This window comes from Afipia sp. GW822-FHT04G07, from assembly GCF_058800765.1.
The window spans coordinates 371764-387848 of the sequence record NZ_JBXAMP010000002.1 but is presented as its reverse complement, the minus strand read 5'-3'; the positions used below and the strand labels follow the sequence as shown (position 1 = coordinate 387848).

The following is a 16085-nucleotide window of genomic DNA, read 5'->3' as shown; positions in this document are numbered from 1 at the left end:
GGAGGCGGCGCGTACTCTGCCGCCTCTGCCTTCCCGCGGCGATCCCAGGACAACAGGACCAACCGAGGGAGACGGGCTGTGCCGGTTTACGAATATCTTTGCAACGACTGCGGTCCATTCACGGACATGAAGCCGATGGCCGAGTGCGATGAGCCGCAGGACTGCCCGCATTGTGCGGTGGAAGCACCGCGGGTCATTCTCACCGCGCCGCATTTTTCCTGCATGCCGGCGGACAAGAGGAAGTCGCACGCGATCAATGAGCGCAGCGCCAACGCCCCGAAGACGCTTGGCGAGTACAAGGCGTCACACAAGCCGGGCTGCGGATGCTGTTCGACGAAACCGTCCCGGCTGGTCACCAAAACCCGCAGCGGTGCGAAAAGCTTTCCGACCGCTCGGCCCTGGATGATCAGCCATTAAAGCTGGAGAGCACGCTATTCGGCGGCTTCCGAAACCTTGTTCGTCGGTCTCACGGATGGAGTCTTCCTGTTCGATCGGCCGACGCGCGAGAACATGTTCGACAGCTTGTCGAGGTACAGGTAGACCACCGGCGTCGTGAACAGCGTCAGCGCCTGACTGACCACAAGGCCGCCCACCATCGCGTAGCCCAGCGGCTGCCGTATCTCGGAGCCGGTTCCCGTTCCCAGCATCAGCGGGACGCCGCCAAGCAGCGCCGCCATGGTCGTCATCATGATCGGGCGGAAGCGGATCAGCGCAGCCTTGCGGATCGCCTCTTCAGGAGCGAGGCCTTCGTCGCGCTCGGCAGCGATGGCGAAGTCCACCAGCATGATGCCGTTCTTTTTCACGATGCCGATCAGAAGCACGATGCCGATCAGTGCAATCAAGCTGAAATCGAACCCGAACATCATCAAGATCGCCAGCGCACCGACACCGGCCGAGGGCAGGGTGGAAATGATCGTGAGCGGGTGGATGTAACTCTCGTACAGGATACCGAGGATCAGGTAGACAACGATAAGCGCGGCCAGAATCAGCAGCGGAACCGTGCCGAGCGATTGCTGAAACGCTTGCGCGGTGCCCTGGAAGCTGCCGTTGACCGTGGGCGGGACATTGAGCTGCGCCACCGCGTTCTGGATGGCATCCGTCGCCTGACCCAGCGCCGTTCCCTGTGCGAGGTTGAAGCTGATTGTGGTCGCGGGGAATTGGCCCTGATGGCTGATCGACAGCGGACGCACCGGCACGGTCGTCCAGCGCGCGAACGCGGACAGCGGCACCTGATCTCCGGTCGTGGGCGACTTGATGTAAATCTTGCTCAGCGTATCCACCGAGCCCTGCAGCTCGGGCAGAATTTCCAGAATGACGTGGTAGCTGTTGACCTGCGTGAAATACTGGGCGACCTGCCGTTGCCCGAACGCATCCGACAGCGTGTCGTCGATCAGCTGCGGCTGGATGCCGAAGCGCGAGGCCGTGTCACGGTCGATGGTCAGGGTCAGTGTCGTGCCGGCGGTTTGCTGGTCGGTGGCGACGTCGCGCAATTCCGGCAGGGTTTTCAGTTTTTCGAGAATCTTCGGAGCCCAACTGTTCAACTCGTCGAGGTTCGCATCCTGCAATGTATATTCAAACTGCGTTCGTGTGGCGCGTCCTCCGAGACGGACGTCCTGCGAAGCCTGGAGGTACACGCGCGCGCCTTCGAGCTTGTCGAATTGCGGTCGCAGCCGCGCAATGATCTGCTGCGCGCTGACGTCCCGCTCATCGCGCGGCTTCAGCGTGATGTACATGCGCCCGTTGTTCAGCGCGCTGCCGCCGCCACCGATCGACATGGCGATATTTGCGACCGCGGGATCTTTTTGAATGATTCCGCCGATCTGCGACTGAAGGCGCGACATTTCAGCAAATGAGATGTCCTGTCCGCCCTCGGTGATTCCCGTAATGAGGCCGATGTCCTGTTGCGGAAAGAAGCCCTTGGGGATGACGACAAACAGGTAACCCGACAGGAAAACGGTAACGAAGAAGACGCACAGTGTGGTCAAACGCCAGCGAAGGACGAGGTTCAGCCCCCATTCATATCCGCGCAGCATCCCGTCGAAGAAGCGTTCACTGAGTTGATAGAGCTTGCCGTGCTGGGTTTCGGCGCTGTGCGCCTTCAGGAAGCGCGACGCCATCATCGGTGTCAGGGTCAGAGAGACCACAAGCGAGACGAAAATCGTCATCGCAAGCGTGATGGCGAACTCGCGGAACAGGCGGCCGATGATGCCGCCCATCAGCAGGAGGGGAATCAGAACGGCGACCAGCGAGATGCTGATCGAGACAATGGTAAAGCCGATTTCGCTGGCGCCCTTCAGCGCGGCTGCGAATGGTTGTTCGCCTTCCTCGATATACCGGCTGATGTTCTCCAGCATGACGATGGCGTCGTCGACCACGAACCCGACCGAGATGGTCAGCGCCATCAGCGACAGGTTGTCCAGTGTGTAGCCGAATGCCCACATCAGCGCACATGCGCCGAGCAACGCGAGCGGGACGGTGACGCTGGGAATGATCGTGGCCCAAAGGCTTCGCAGGAAGATGAAAATCACCATGACCACGAGGGCGATAGTGAGCAGCAACGTGAACTGGACGTCTTCCACCGCCGCACGGATGGTTTGCGTGCGATCGCTCAGCACCGACACATTGATCGATGGCGGGATGGCCGCGACCAGGCGCGGCAACTGCGCCTTGATCTTGTCGACGGTGTCGATGACGTTGGCGCCGGGTTGCTTGAAGACGACAAGGAATACACCGCGCTTGCCGTTGGCCCATGCGGCCTGCTTGGCATCCTCCGGCCCGGACACCGCCTGACCGATGTCGCGAATCCGCAGCGGCCCGCCGTTGCGGTAGGCGACGATCACGTCGTTCCAGTCTTTCGATTTCGGCAACTGGTCGTTGGCGTAGATCGTGAAACTGCGCGTTTTGCCGTCGATATTGCCTTTGGGGCTGTCGACGGTGGTGATGGCGATCTGGCTGCGCACGTCCTCGAGTTGCAGGCCTTTGGCCACGAGTTTTGCCGGATCGATCTGAATGCGGATCGCCGGTTTCTGCTGGCCGCCGATGGTCACTTGCGCGACGCCGGAAATCTGGCTGATCTGCTGCGCCATCTGCGTATCGGCGTAGTCGTTGACGTCGATCAGCGGCAGCGTGTCGGATGTGACCGAGAGCAGCAGGATCGGCGAATCCGCCGGATTGACCTTGCGATAGGTCGGCGGACTCGGGAGGGTTTTCGGAAGCTGGCCGCCGGCTGCGTTGATCGCGCCCTGGATATCGTTAGCCGCGCCGTCGATGCTGCGGTTGAGGTCGAACTGGATCGTGATCGACGTTGACCCCAGCGAACTCGTCGAGGTCATTTGCGCCACGCCGGGAACCTGCGCGAACTGCCGTTCGAGCGGCTGCGCGACCGATGACGCCATGGTTTCGGGACTTGCGCCGGGAAGACTTGCGGAAACCTGAATGGTCGGGAAATCCACCTGCGGTAGCGGCGCGACCGGCAATAGCGGATAGGCAACGAGGCCCACAAAAAGAATGCCGGCCATCAGCAACGACGTCGCGATGGGATAGCGAATGAACGGACCGGAGATGCCCTCGCTCATGTCAGTCAGCCTTCGCCGAGGGTGATTGTCCTGAGCTTGCCACATTGACCGTCAGCAGCGAGCCGGGCTGGACGCGGTATTGCCCGCGGGTCACGACTCGTTCGCCCGCGACCAAACCGCTTTCAATCAGCGTCTTGCCGTCGGTGGAGGGGCCGACCATGATCTTGCGCAGTTCGGCTTTGTCGCCAGTGGTCACGGCGAAAGCATAAAGTCCGTCGGCGCCATGCTGGATGGCGTCGTCGGGCATCACGGTCGCATCCTTCGTTGTATCGACAAGAAGGCGCGTGGCCACCGACAAGCCCGGCCACAGCGCATGATCCTTGTTGTCGAACGTCGCCTTGAGGCGGATGGTTCCGCTCGTGGTATCGACCTGATTGTTCATCAGCGAAAGGACGCCTTCGGACAGCACCTTGCGCCCGTCGGATGTGAGGGCGGTAACTGTCGTCTCATGCTGGTGAAGAGCATTGGCGATCGCTGGAAGCTGTTGTTCGGGCGCGGTGAAGATCACCGAAATCGGCTCGATCTGCGCGATGGTGACGATGCCGGTTTGTGTCGCTGAATTGACGATATTGCCGACATCGACCTGCCGGATGCCGGCGACACCGGAAATGGGCGCGCGGATGCTGGCGTAGTCGAGTTGCGTCTGTGCATTGAAAATCGCGGCCTGATCGGCGGCAATCTGCGCGGTCAGTTGCTGAACATTCGCGGTTTGCGTATCGACGGTTTGCTTGGTGGCGAAATCGCCGAGCTTGGTGGAACGCTGAAGATCCCGCTGGGCGTTGGCCAGACCCGCTTCATCCTGGCTTTTCTTTGCGTTGGCCTGATCGAGCGCGGCCTGAAAAGGACGCGGATCGATTTGCGCGATCAGGTCGCCTTCCTTGACCATCTGGCCTTCCTTGAAGGCGATCTGGTTGATCTGGCCGTCGACGCGCGTACGCACCGTGACGGTGTTGAAACCCTGAACCGTTCCAAGCCCGGTCAGATAGATCGGGAAATCCTCTTTCGTGACCGCAGCCACGGTGACCGGAACGGCTGCGGCGGATTTGCTGTCCGAGACCTTCGGCAACTGATGCCGTGGCCATCCGAAATACCCGCCTCCGATCAGGAGCAGTGCGGCGATGAAACAAGCCCAGCCAGGAATGCGACGCTTTGTCATACCGATCTCAATTGCTTCAGGGTGGCGATCCCGTATAGCTTATAACTAATGAGCCAGCACTTAGTATGCAGGCGCATTATTAATTCTTGGAAAGGTTCGGACCTAATCCGCATGTCGCTTGATCTGAAACGCCAGGTGATCGCGCAACTCGTTGAGACGTCTCGTCTCCTGCGCAATCACATCGATCAGCGGGCGAAGGGTCGCGGGACCACGCGCGCGCAGTGGATTGTGCTGTTTCGATTACGGCAGCAGGAAGGGCTGTCGCAGGTCGATCTCGCAGATGTGCTCGAACTTCAGCCGATTTCTCTGGTGCGGCTGCTTGACCGGCTGGTCGAGGCCAAATTGCTTGAACGAAAGCCCGATCCGACCGACCGCCGGGCCAACCGGCTGTTCCTGACCGGCAAGGGGCGGCAACTGGTCGACGATCTCGACAGCTTGCGGGATGCGATTGCGACCGATGTGCTGCGCGATATTCCTAAAACCGCAATCGAATCAACGTTTGAGACCCTCGTTGAGATAAAGGCGCGGATCAAGACCATAGCTGAGAACCCGCCGGAGGCTGACGAGTCCAAGGATCAGATCAAGGACCAGCTCAAGGCGCGGCGGGTGCGCGCGCGGTCCTAAACTCGCGCTTTTCAAAAGGCGAAATGGCGGCGGACCTGGATACAAAGGGCGAAATGGTGTCCGGGCGCATCACGCAAGAATGAAGGCGGATCACGCAGGAATCACGGCGTCTCGCTCAGGAATCCACCAGCGTTTCGCGCAGGTTTTTCTTCATGACCTTGCCATTGGCGTTGCGCGGCAGCGGATCGGTGCCGACGGTCATCGTCTCGGGCACTTTATAATCCGACAGCCGCTCGGCACACCATGAGCGCAGCGCGGGTGAGTCGATCTCGCTGCGGACAACGACGACGGCGTGAACGCGCTCGCCCAGCACCGGACACGGCCGTGCGACGACAGCGCTCTCGATGACAGCGGGATGACTGGCCAGAACCGACTCGACCTCCGCGGAATAAATCTTGAGGCCGCCGCGATTGATCATGTCCTTCTGGCGGTCGAGCACGCGGACGAAATTCTCCTGATCGATCGACCCGAGGTCGCCGGAATGCCAGTAGCCGCCGGTGAAACCTTCCGAGGTCGCAAGGGGATTATTCCAGTAACCCTTGATGACCGATCCGCCGTGAATCCAGAGTTCGCCGATCTCGCCGCGAGGCAGTTCGTGTCCGTTCGAGTCCACGACAATGATATGTGCGCCCGGACATGGCAGTCCGACGCTGTCGCTGTGAGTCTTGGTGAACTGCGGCGGCATGATCGTCGAGGGCGACGATGTTTCCGTCGATCCATAGGCGTTGACGAGTTTCAGCCCGGGAAGTTTCTCGGCGAGCCGTTCGATAGTCGCGACCGGCATCGGCGCGCCGCCGTATCCGCCGATGCGCCAGGCCGAAAGATCGTAGGACTCAAAATCGGCTTGCAGCAGGCAAAGGTTGTACATCGCCGGCACCATCACGGTCTGGGTGATGCGTTCGCGCGCGGCGAGCTTGAGGTAATCCGTCGCCTTGAATTCCGGGACGATGATGAGCGTGCCGGCGCAGCGCGCGATGGTCATGATATTGGCGGCGATGCCCGTGACATGCGCGAGCGGCACGGCGGCAACCGAACGGTCGTCGCGCGTCATCTCGAGACAGATTTCGTAGATCATCGCCGAATGGATCAGGTTGCAATGCGCCAGCATCGCGCCCTTGGGCTTGCCCGTGGTCCCCGAGGTGTAGAGGATCATGGCGATGTCTTGCTCGGCGACCGCCATGGGCGTCTGCGTGGTCTCGGTCGCAATCAAGTCGGCGAACGCCAGCGATCCATCGACCGCACCGATCGAGACGCGTTGAAGCAGAGTGGGGATCTCGACGGAGTCGGGGATACGTTCGGCCAGCGCGTCTTCGTGAATGATGAGCTTCGCGCCGGAGTCCGCCAGCATGTAGGCGATCTCGGGTTTCTGCTGCCGGGTGCTGAACATCACGCTGACAACGCCGAGATGCGCCGCGCCAAACAGCGCGAGCACGAACTCGATGCGATTGCCGAGCAGCAGCGCGATGCGGTCGCCGGGCAGCAATCCGATTTCCTTGAAGCCGGCGGCGATCTGCGCGGATTTTTGCGCGACCTCGCGCCATGTCATTCGTTCGTCGCCGCAGACCAGCGCCTCGCCGTCAGGGTTGGTCGAGGCGGCATCGGCGACCATGGCCCAGATGCTGGCGGGGCGGTTCTCGAATGCCGGGACGATGCGATCGCCGAAGCGGGTTTCCATCCGCATCGGCGGAATCGGATATTGCGACCAGTCCATAAATAGCCCTGTCCTGATATCTGGTATCAGGTTGAAAGATTGGCGCCGCGCTCGATCACGAATTCGGCGTCGAACAAAGTATGAGAATGATTCAAATCCGATTGCGACATCAATACAGTTAAACCCTTGCCCTTGAGCGATGCAAGAACATCTGAAATCCGCTCCGACAGGGCAGGTGCGATCCCTTCGAATGGCTCATCGAGCAGCAGGCATCTGGTGCCGATACCGAGCGCGCGCCCCAGCGCCACCAGCTTTTGCTGCCCACCGCTCAATAATAAGGCCTTGCGGTCGCGCATGGTGGCGAGTTCGCCGATCACGTCATAAACAAAGGCGAGCCGTGCCTTCTGGTCGACGTTCCTTGCCACCCACAGCGGTAGCAGGATATTTTCTTCAACGGTCAGTTGCGGCACCAGCCCGCGGTCTTCCGGCATGTAGCCGATGCCGAGACCGGCGCGGGCGTGGCGCGGCAACGCCGCCAGATCGTCGCCGGCAAAACGCATGGTGCCCCGTTTGGGTGCAAGATGCCCCATGATCGAGCGCATCAGCGTGGTTTTTCCGGCGCCGTTGCGGCCCACCAGGCTGACCATGGCGCCCTCGGTCAGTTGCATGGTGAAGCCGCGCAGCGCGGGCATCGACTGGATTTCAACCGCGAGATTTTCGATGTCGAGCAGCGGACGAGCGGCGGTCATCGTGCGCCTCCCGTCACGTAACGGCGGACTTCGGCGTCTTTCAGCACATGCGCGGGCTCGCCGTCGGCGAGAATCCGGCCATTGTAGAACGCGACGACGCGGTCGGCGTATTTGCTGACGATGTCCATGTCGTGTTCCACAAAGACGATGGTCGCGGCCTCGGCGGAGACGGCGTGAATGACGCGGTCCATGGTGGCGAATTTTTCTTCCGCCGAGACGCCGGAGGTGGGCTCATCGAGCAGCAGCAGCTTGGGCCGCCGTGCCAGCGCCATGGCGATGTCAACAAGCTTGCGCACGCCGCCGGCGAGTTCGGCAATGGGCCGTTCCGCGTGGTGGGCGAGACCGAAGCGGTCGAGCAGCGCGAGGGCCTTATCGCGGCGGTCGCCGGCTTCCGCAGGCTGCGTCGGAGACAACGGCCCGCCTGTCGCGCTGGAGACGGCGACGGTGAGATTCTCGACGGCGGTGAGTTCGATGAATAACTGTGGAATCTGGAACGAGCGCGAGATTCCCAGTTTTGCGACATCGCGGGGAGAGCGCCGCCCGATCGGTGAACCGTCGAGGTCGATTTCGCCGCTGTCGGGCTTCATGTAGCCCGTCACCATGTTGACGAAGGTGGTCTTGCCCGCGCCGTTGGCGCCGATCAGGCTGATCTTCTGGCCCGCCGGAATATCGATGCTGATGTTGTCGGCGGCGACGACGGCGCCGAAGCGCTTTTGCAGTCCGCGCACGGAAAGGACGGGCGTCATGATGCCGATCCTTTTTCGGCGACAGCCGGTTCCGGCGGTGGTTCGGAAGTCTTCCGCCTTCTTCCGCTCCAGAGCGAGCCGATGCCGCGCGGCAGGAACAGGATCACCGCCAGCAGGAACAGTCCGAGCACGAGTTGCCATGTGTTCGGAAGGTAGAGATTGGAGAACGAGCGCACGAGTTCGAGCACCAGCGCTGAAATGAACACGGCTCCGACGCTTTGCGTGCCCGCGAGCACGGCGATGAAGACGAACTCACCGGAGGTCGTCCAGTAGGCGAATTCGGGATCGATGTGCCGCTGCGCCATCAGCGCGAGCGCGCCGCTGGCCCCGGCGAAGATCGCGGCGATCACGAAGTTGATGGTGACGACGCGGTTCGCGGAGGTGCCGAGATATTCGACGCGCAGGTTGTTCTCGCGCACGGCGAGACTCGTCAGGCCGAATTCGGAGCGGAACAGGATGGTCGCAACGATGCCCGCGATGCCGGTGGCGACCACAGACACCGCATACAGCATGAAGTCCGCCTCGCGCGGATCGTTGAACACCGCGCCGAACAGGGTCGGGCGGCCTACGTTGAAACCGTCGGAGCCGCCGAGAATGGTGGTCTTGACCAGCGCGCCGTAGAGCACCATCGACAGCGCCAGCGTCAGCATGCCGAAGAAGATGCCGCTGTAGCGGGCGATCAGTGGACCGATGACAAGGCCGAGCAGGCCGCCAAACACCGCGCCGATCAGTACCTGCGCGACGGCGTCGGTCAGGCCCCAGTTGTGCGCGATCAGCGCCACGCCATAGCCGCCACCGGCATAGAACAGGCCCTGTCCGAACGAGACGTTGCCGGTGCGCGCCAGCACGACGATGCCGAGCGCGACCAGCGCCTTGGATGCCGCGACCGTCGCCAGCGACAAGGTCCATGCCGGAATGATGCGGCCGAACAGCACGGCCAGCACGACGAGGCCGAGAAGAACGACGGGATTGGTTGCGTGCTTCATCAGATCCGCCTCGCGGTTTCGCGGCGGAACAGGCCTTCGGGCTTGAACATCAGCACGGCGGCCATGATGAGATAGATCATGAACAGTTCGGCCTGCGGCAGCAGGTGCACCGATGCCGCGCGCGCCATGCCGACCAGGATCGCGCCGATGGCCGCGCCTTCGACGCTGCCGAGTCCCCCGATCACCACGATGGCGAAACTCAGGATGATGATTTCGGAGCTCAATCCCGGCTGCACCGATATTTTCGGCGCGGTGAGGCCGCCGGCAATCGCGGCCAGCATGACGCCGAAGGCAAACGCCAGCGCGTAGACGCGATTGATCTTCACGCCCATGCTCGCGCTTATTTCGGCGTTGTGGATCACGGCGGAGACGATCTTGCCGGAGGTCGTGCGGTTGAGTCCGAACCAGACCGCGAACCCGATCGCCGCCGAGAGCGGGATCAGCATGAGGTCGTAGCCGACATAGAACAGCCCGGCGAACTCGACATTGCCGAACAGTTCGTAGGGCTGGTTGGCGTAGATCGGATTGACGCCCCAGATCAGCTTGGTGGCGTCTTCGAGGATGAGAAACACCGCGTAGGTCACCAGCAGCAGCACGACTTCATCGCGGCCGTAAAACAGCTTGATCAGCCCGCGCTCCATCAGGAGGCCGATCACCGCGGCGATCAAGGCGACCGCCAGCAGCATCAGGATGAAGCCAAGTGCGGGGGGGACCTTATGCGCCGCCGCCAGCGTGACGGCCGTCGCCGCGAGATAGGCGCCGAGCGCGTAGAAGCCGCCGTGGGCGATGTTGAGAATCTTGAGCACGCCGAAAACGAGCGTCAGGCCCAGCGCCACAATGAAAAGCCACGACGCCTGAATCAGGCCGTCGAGTATGACCGTGAGAAGCGTGTTCATGAACGGATTCAGGCCGGAGTTGTCGCGAAGAGATAGGCGGCGCAAGATTCACATCGTCGCGCCGCCCGGTGGCCGTCAAGCGCAGAAGATTACTTGCACTTGTCGTTCTTCATTCCGCCCTTGATCCAGTCGATTGCCTTCACTCCCGGAGGAGGGTTCACGCATTCGGCTTCGAAGTTGACGATGTCGACCAGATCGACGCGCTTCTTTTCCGCGTTGTACCTGGTGCGGCTGAACGCGATCGGCTGGATGGCCTGATGGCCGTCGCCGTTCTTCATCTGGATCAGTCCGCCGGGGCTCTCCCACTCGGAGCCGGTCATGGCCGCGACCAGTTCGTCGGTGGTCGGCTTCTTGCCGCCGTTCTTGGTCATGGCTTTTTCGACTGCGTTCTTCACGCCGAGGATCGACTGCGTGACGCGGTAGGCGGCCTGCACGGGATAAACACCGTTGGCCTTCTCGTAGCCGGTGAAGAACCACTCGTTGAGCGGGGTCTTCGGCGACATCAGGCCGTAAGCGCCGCGCGCGCCGATGATGACGCCGTCGGGCATCTTGTCGCCGAGCGGCGGCAGCACGTGGTCGGCGGCGCTGAGCACAAGCTGGCTGCGCTTGGCAAGCCCGCGTGGCACCGATTGCAGGATGAAGGCCTGCAGGTCGCCGCCCCAGAGGCTCGAATAAACGACGTCCGAACCCGCCGAGACCAGCGCCGAGACTTCGGTGCCGTACTGGCCCGCGCCGAACTTCGGCAACAGATCCGCGCCGAGCTTGGCGTTCGGATACAACTGGCCGGCCGCTGCGACGAAGTCCGCCCGGCTGTCCTGGCCCCAGGCGTAATCCTGGTTGATGGCCGAGAACGTATCCATCTTGATGTTCTTTAGCTTCATGTAGCGGATCAGCCCGACGTTATCCTGGGTGGCGTGGGCCGAGGTGCGGAAGACGTAATTGTATTTGGCTTCCTCGAAGATGCGCGGCGTGCCGCAGTCGAACAGGAACAGCGGCTTCTTCAACTCTTCCGCGATGGGGGCGACCGCGAGGCAGTCCCCGGAGCCGATGTAGCCGATGACCGCGTCGACATTGTCGCGCTGATAGAGGTTGCGCAGTTCCTGCACCTGCTTGGTCGCGCCGCCGTTCTCGTCGATGATGACGGGCTCGATCTTCATGCCGCCGAAGCCGACTTTATTATAGGGCGCGGGGCCGGCGCCCTTGTTCAATTCGCCGATGACGAATTCCGCGGCCTTGCCGGCGGGAACGCCGAAGCTCTCCGCTGCCGGACCTGACAGGAAGGTGACGATTCCAACCTTGAACGAGTCCTGGGCCGATGACGGGCCGGTCAGCGCCAGAACAGCGGCGGAGCAGGCCGTCAGCATCCCAAACGATCGCGTAAAGCGCTTGAAGCTCTTCATGTATTCCCTCCCGAGTATCCGGTCGAAGCCGGCTTGTGTCCGCACCCGTTTGCCGGGCATCGGTGAAACTGTTCGCAGCTTACGGGCGCTTTTCGGCCTCGTCCATGACGCGCTTGCGAAACGGTAGCGGAAGACGAAAAGCCGCACGTATCCAGTTGGCTGCCGGTCCGAAAAGCCTTACGCGGCGCGGCGTTTGCGCTTCGGCTTTTGTTCGCCAGACGACGCCTTCGCGGCGCGCCCATATTTCTTTTTCGACAGCTTGAACTGGGTATAGCCGAGCACCTGCTGCATCGCGGCGCGAGCCTTCTCGGCGTTGCCTTCGGTGATGGCGTGCGCGGCGAGCGCGTGGTTCGGCAGGTTCTCGTTGAACCAGCCGGGGCTGCCGGTGGCCACCATGAAAACCGCGCTTAGAATGGTGTCGATGGCGCCGCGAAAGCCTTGCAGCACCGGATTGTGAGTGGCGTCGATGATCGCCAGATGAAACGCCTTGTCGGCGACGATGGCGGTCGGCACGTCGTGCGAGGCTTCCATCGCGGCGAGCGCGGTGTTGATGCGCTTGCGGTCCTTCGCGGTGGCGCGCTCTGCGGCAAGGGCTGCGGCGGCGGGCTCGATGATGAGGCGCACTTCCTGAAGCGCGAGCAGCAGCGCGCGATTGGGCTCATCCGTTTCCACCAGCCAGCTCAGCACGTCGCGGTCGAGCAGGCTCCAGTCGCCGCGCGGGCGGACATGGGTGCCGTGGCGGGGCCGCACGGTGACGAGGCCTTTCGCCGCAAGCGTCTTGATCGCCTCGCGCACCACGCCGCGGCCGACGCCGAATCGGCTTTCAAGATCGTGCTCGGGCGGCAGCGTCGCGCCGACCGGAATGAGGTCCTGCGCGATCTCGCTGCCGAGTGTTCGGAGCACGGACTGAATGCGTCCTGGCTTGACGAGCTTGCCGTTGGTTTTGAGGCGGGAGCGGGCGGGAGATTTCATTTCAATTCGATTGAGTTTGAGCGACTGACTGCCAAGCTAGCACGCGCATGTGCGGGCCGCCACAAAACATCCGATGTTAAACATCGGATGTTCTTCTGGTGCATTGCAGGAAGAAACTCAATCTCGCATCCGCGAGCAGGGGAAGCAACTGAAAAACAGCGCGGCGCAGCATCGGTGTCTGGCATACAAGCGGCCCAGCAATCGTCCGCGTTACTGCATCCGCTGCAACAGAACATAAGGCTGCCCGTCCTCGGAGCCGATGCTGGTGGCGACGTCGAACACATCGCTGATCATGCGGTCGGTGATGGTTTCGGTGGGCGAGCCGTCGGCGGCGACCGAGCCCTTGCGCAGCACGATGATGCGGTCGGCGAAACGGACGGCGAGGTTGAGATCGTGCAGCACCGCGACCACGGCCGTGCCGGCGCGGGCGCGGCGCTTGGCGATTTCCACGAGATTGATCTGGTAGCGCAGGTCAAGGCTGGATGTCGGCTCGTCGAGCAGCAGCACGCCGGGGCCGTGATCGGCTTCGCCGCACGCCAGTTGAACGAGAACACGGGCGAAATGCGCGCGCTGCTGTTCGCCGCCGGACAATGTCGGCAATTCGCGGTGCCGGAACGGCTCCAGTTCGAGTTCGGCGATGGCGGCGTCGACCAGCGGTTTCGCGGCCATGCGCGGACGATCTCCGGCGCCCATCGCGACGATCTCCTCGACCGTGAACTGAAAGCTGACGCTGACGTGCTGCGATAACATGACGCGATGTTTCGCAAGTTCGCGCGACGCGTATGATCCGAGGTCGCGGCCTTTCAGCCGGACGCCGCCGCCGCTGCAACGCAGATCGCCGGACAGCAATCGCAGCAGCGTGGATTTGCCCGCGCCGTTCGGTCCGACAATGGCGACGGTCTCGCCGCCATGAAGCTGCACGCTGACATTGTCGAGCAGCGTCGCGTGCCGCACTTTCATGCAGACCGCATCGGCTTCGATCAGTGCGGGGCGAGGCGATGTCACGACGCGATCAGCTTTCGTTGCCGCAACAGGATGAACAGGAAAAACGGCGCGCCGAGCGCCGCGGTCAGAATTCCGATCGGCACTTCGGCGGGCGCGGCCAGCACCCGCGCAATGGTATCGGCGAGAATGAGCAGGATCGCGCCGAGACACACCGAGGCGGGCAGCAGCATGCGATGGCCGGGGCCGATCACCATGCGCAGCAGGTGAGGGACCACGATGCCGACGAAACCGACTACGCCGCAGATCGACACCGCGACGCCGGTCATCGCCGAAATCAGCACGATCGAGATTTTCTTCAAGCGCTCGACATCGACGCCGGTGTGAAAGGCTTCTGCTTCTCCCAGCACCAGCACGTCGAGCCCGCGCGCGATCAGCGGTATCGCCAGCAGAGCCAGTAGTGCCACCGGCGCAACGATCCCGGCTTTCGGCCAGGTCGCGCCGCTGAGTGAGCCCAGCAGCCAGAACGTAATGTCGCGCAACTGCCGGTCATCCGCGACGAACACCAGAAGCCCGATGCCCGCATTGGCGATGGCGGCGATGGCAAGACCCGCGAGCAGGAAGATCGCCACTGAGGTGCGGCCCTCGCGGCTCGCGATCTTGTAAAGCAGCGTTGTGGTCAGCAGCGAACCGGCAAAGGCGGCAATCGGTAGCAGCTCCAGTTGCATAAAGCGAAAGCTCGCGCCCCATGCGCTGTCGGAAATCACGATGGCCGAGGCCGCTGCGAACGCGCCGCCGCTGGAGACGCCGACCAGCGCGGGATCGGCGAGAGGATTGCGGAACAGCCCCTGCATGATCGCGCCCGACAATGCGAGCAGACCGCCGATCATGCCCGCGATGGCGATGCGCGGAATCCGGATCGACCACAGCACGAGTTCGTCCCGTGCCAGCATGGCGGGATCGGCATTCGCGATGTTCAACCCCAGTGCTGCGGCCAGACGCGGCAGCGGAATGCCGGCGGCGCCGACGGTGGTTGCGAGCAACGCGACGGCGAACACGCCCGCGATCAGGACGGCGTAAACGACAATCGCGGACGGCCTCATGGACGACACGCGGGGGTGAGCCGCGTGGGAAGTTGCTGCATCGGCCGGTGTCATTGATGGCAGTCGACGGACAGCGTGGCCGGTTTCCAGGCTGCGGCCTTCTCGTTGAGATCGGGATAGAGCGACACGGCGAGATCGCGCGCGGCGGCGGCGGTGCGCGGCCCGAAGCCCAGCAGGTACAGCCCGTCCATTGCGACGAAGAATTTTTTCGCAGCTGCGGGCGTCAGCGCGAAGGACGGATTGGCGAATACGGTCGCCGCGTCCAGTTGCTCGTGTCCGCGCGCCATGGTCAGCACAACGTCGGGTTTGGCCGCGACGATCGCCTCGTCGTTGACGGGCTTGTAGCCCTCGAATCCGTCGATGGCGTTGACGCCGCCGGCCAGCTTGATGATTTCGTTCGCCGCCGTCTTCTGCCCGGCCACCATCGCCCGGCCGTTGAGGAACGACATCACGAACATCACGCGCGCCGGCCGCTTGACGCTGTCGCGTAGCTTCCTGAGTTCGGCGAGATCCTTGTCGACAGCGGTGGTGAGGCACGCGCCTCGCGAATCGGCGCCCATCGCGTGGGCGACGAGCTTGATCTTATCGCGCAGGCCCTGCTCGGAATATGTTTCGGGAAACGACACGAACGGAATCTTCGCCGCGTCGAGCACGTCGAGCGTCTCCTTTGGGCCGGACCCTTCGATGGCCAGGATCAATTGCGGATTGAGGCCGAGAACGCCCTCGGCGGACAGTTGGCGCATGTAGCCGACGTTTGGTTTTTCAGCGAGCGCCTTCGGCGGGTAGAGGCTCGTGGTGTCGACGCCGACGATCCTGTCGCCGAGACCGAGCGCGTACAGGATCTCGGTGACAGCGCCGCCGATCGAGACGATGCGGTCGGTATTGCCGATCTCGACATCGCGGCCGCGCGCATCATGGATCACGGTACCTTCGGCACGGGCGGCCGCCAGCGGGATCGCACTAATATAAAGGCTTGCGGCAAGGCCGAGCGTGACACCAAGGGTGACGCCGAATGTCCGGCGGAAGGTCATCTGTATTGTCATTTCGTCAGGATCAGCTTGTTCTGCGCGGTCAGCCGCAGGCGATAGGTCTCGTCGCCATGAGCGATCAGGATTTCCCGCGTGGCGGCAAACAGGTCGCGGCTGTTGATGCGGTTATCCATCAACGGAACGGAGCGCTCAATTAGAGTCGTTCCAGACTGCTTCTCCGGATTGTTGGCAGGTTCACGTTGGTCAGTGCTCATCCGTCTTGCGCGTTCAATTCGAGAAAGTGTTGCTCTTCTTTA

Annotated in this window: 15 protein-coding genes; 2 read left to right on the top strand and 13 right to left on the bottom strand. The window is 62.5% G+C overall.

What is annotated here, in order from left to right:
* Positions 1-78: 78 nt before the first annotated feature.
* A complete protein-coding gene (locus AC1RKJ_RS21470; RefSeq protein ID WP_492793147.1) occupies positions 79-417 on the top strand; it encodes an FmdB family zinc ribbon protein in 339 nt (112 codons plus the stop codon).
* 14 nt (positions 418-431) lie between these two features.
* On the opposite strand, the gene AC1RKJ_RS21465 is transcribed toward AC1RKJ_RS21470, so the two are convergent.
* Positions 432-3575 (bottom strand): multidrug efflux RND transporter permease subunit, encoded by a 3144-nt coding sequence (locus tag AC1RKJ_RS21465; protein ID WP_492793146.1) that lies wholly within the window; start codon positions 3573-3575, stop codon positions 432-434.
* A gap of 1 nt (position 3576) precedes the next feature.
* A complete protein-coding gene (locus tag AC1RKJ_RS21460; RefSeq protein WP_492793145.1) occupies positions 3577-4731 on the bottom strand; it encodes an efflux RND transporter periplasmic adaptor subunit in 1155 nt (384 codons plus the stop codon).
* A gap of 111 nt (positions 4732-4842) precedes the next feature.
* On the opposite strand from AC1RKJ_RS21460, the gene AC1RKJ_RS21455 reads away from it, so the two are divergent.
* On the top strand, positions 4843-5355 hold the full coding sequence (locus tag AC1RKJ_RS21455) for a MarR family winged helix-turn-helix transcriptional regulator (RefSeq protein ID WP_492793144.1): 513 nt from the start codon (positions 4843-4845) through the stop codon (positions 5353-5355).
* Positions 5356-5470: 115 nt separating this feature from the next.
* Here AC1RKJ_RS21455 and AC1RKJ_RS21450 read toward each other — a convergent pair whose 3' ends face one another.
* From AC1RKJ_RS21450 to AC1RKJ_RS21400, 11 genes are all read right to left on the bottom strand, one after another.
* Entirely contained in the window at positions 5471-7066 is a 1596-nt protein-coding gene (locus tag AC1RKJ_RS21450; RefSeq protein WP_492793143.1) for a class I adenylate-forming enzyme family protein, read from the bottom strand.
* A gap of 26 nt (positions 7067-7092) precedes the next feature.
* Positions 7093-7755 (bottom strand): ABC transporter ATP-binding protein, encoded by a 663-nt coding sequence (locus tag AC1RKJ_RS21445; RefSeq protein ID WP_492793142.1) that lies wholly within the window; start codon positions 7753-7755, stop codon positions 7093-7095.
* Positions 7752-8501, bottom strand: coding sequence for an ABC transporter ATP-binding protein (locus tag AC1RKJ_RS21440; RefSeq protein WP_492793141.1), 750 nt, complete (start codon positions 8499-8501; stop codon positions 7752-7754). Before AC1RKJ_RS21440 ends, AC1RKJ_RS21445 begins: the two co-directional genes overlap by 4 nt.
* The gene (locus AC1RKJ_RS21435; protein WP_492793140.1) at positions 8498-9487 is read right to left on the bottom strand and encodes a branched-chain amino acid ABC transporter permease; all 990 of its coding nucleotides are present in this window, start codon (positions 9485-9487) and stop codon (positions 8498-8500) included. The genes AC1RKJ_RS21440 and AC1RKJ_RS21435 overlap by 4 nt, the downstream gene beginning before the upstream one ends.
* A complete protein-coding gene (locus tag AC1RKJ_RS21430) occupies positions 9487-10383 on the bottom strand; it encodes a branched-chain amino acid ABC transporter permease (protein WP_492793139.1) in 897 nt (298 codons plus the stop codon). The genes AC1RKJ_RS21435 and AC1RKJ_RS21430 overlap by 1 nt, the downstream gene beginning before the upstream one ends.
* Positions 10384-10472: 89 nt before the next feature.
* Positions 10473-11783 (bottom strand): ABC transporter substrate-binding protein, encoded by a 1311-nt coding sequence (locus tag AC1RKJ_RS21425; RefSeq protein WP_492793137.1) that lies wholly within the window; start codon positions 11781-11783, stop codon positions 10473-10475.
* 177 nt (positions 11784-11960) lie between these two features.
* Positions 11961-12755 carry a FadR/GntR family transcriptional regulator gene (locus tag AC1RKJ_RS21420; RefSeq protein ID WP_492793136.1) on the bottom strand — a complete coding sequence of 265 codons (795 nt, stop codon included), beginning with the start codon at positions 12753-12755 and terminating at the stop codon, positions 11961-11963.
* 210 nt (positions 12756-12965) lie between these two features.
* On the bottom strand, positions 12966-13760 hold the full coding sequence (locus AC1RKJ_RS21415) for a heme ABC transporter ATP-binding protein (RefSeq protein WP_492793135.1): 795 nt from the start codon (positions 13758-13760) through the stop codon (positions 12966-12968).
* Complete coding sequence (locus AC1RKJ_RS21410; RefSeq protein ID WP_492793134.1) at positions 13757-14800, bottom strand: FecCD family ABC transporter permease; 1044 nt, start codon at positions 14798-14800, stop codon at positions 13757-13759. Before AC1RKJ_RS21410 ends, AC1RKJ_RS21415 begins: the two co-directional genes overlap by 4 nt.
* Before the next feature lie 50 nt (positions 14801-14850).
* Entirely contained in the window at positions 14851-15831 is a 981-nt protein-coding gene (locus tag AC1RKJ_RS21405) for a heme/hemin ABC transporter substrate-binding protein (RefSeq protein WP_492793254.1), read from the bottom strand.
* Positions 15832-15839: 8 nt separating this feature from the next.
* Positions 15840-16043, bottom strand: a complete 204-nt coding sequence (locus AC1RKJ_RS21400; RefSeq protein WP_492793133.1) for a hemin uptake protein HemP — start codon at positions 16041-16043, stop codon at positions 15840-15842.
* Positions 16044-16085: the final 42 nt, after the last annotated feature.

Bases quoted from the DNA above. Each gene is read 5' to 3' on its own strand.
- AC1RKJ_RS21460 (WP_492793145.1), bottom strand. From the start codon at position 4,731: ATGACAAAGCGTCGCATTCCTGGCTGGGCTTGTTTCATCGCCGCACTG.
- AC1RKJ_RS21465 (WP_492793146.1), bottom strand. From the start codon at position 3,575: ATGAGCGAGGGCATCTCCGGTCCGTTCATTCGCTATCCCATCGCGACG.
- AC1RKJ_RS21405 (WP_492793254.1), bottom strand. From the start codon at position 15,831: ATGACCTTCCGCCGGACATTCGGCGTCACCCTTGGTGTCACGCTCGGC.
- AC1RKJ_RS21400 (WP_492793133.1), bottom strand. From the start codon at position 16,043: ATGAGCACTGACCAACGTGAACCTGCCAACAATCCGGAGAAGCAGTCT.
- AC1RKJ_RS21410 (WP_492793134.1), bottom strand. From the start codon at position 14,800: ATGAGGCCGTCCGCGATTGTCGTTTACGCCGTCCTGATCGCGGGCGTG.
- AC1RKJ_RS21435 (WP_492793140.1), bottom strand. From the start codon at position 9,487: ATGAAGCACGCAACCAATCCCGTCGTTCTTCTCGGCCTCGTCGTGCTG.
- AC1RKJ_RS21440 (WP_492793141.1), bottom strand. From the start codon at position 8,501: ATGACGCCCGTCCTTTCCGTGCGCGGACTGCAAAAGCGCTTCGGCGCC.
- AC1RKJ_RS21430 (WP_492793139.1), bottom strand. From the start codon at position 10,383: ATGAACACGCTTCTCACGGTCATACTCGACGGCCTGATTCAGGCGTCG.
- AC1RKJ_RS21445 (WP_492793142.1), bottom strand. From the start codon at position 7,755: ATGACCGCCGCTCGTCCGCTGCTCGACATCGAAAATCTCGCGGTTGAA.
- AC1RKJ_RS21425 (WP_492793137.1), bottom strand. From the start codon at position 11,783: ATGAAGAGCTTCAAGCGCTTTACGCGATCGTTTGGGATGCTGACGGCC.
- AC1RKJ_RS21450 (WP_492793143.1), bottom strand. From the start codon at position 7,066: ATGGACTGGTCGCAATATCCGATTCCGCCGATGCGGATGGAAACCCGC.
- AC1RKJ_RS21420 (WP_492793136.1), bottom strand. From the start codon at position 12,755: ATGAAATCTCCCGCCCGCTCCCGCCTCAAAACCAACGGCAAGCTCGTC.
- AC1RKJ_RS21455 (WP_492793144.1), top strand. From the start codon at position 4,843: ATGTCGCTTGATCTGAAACGCCAGGTGATCGCGCAACTCGTTGAGACG.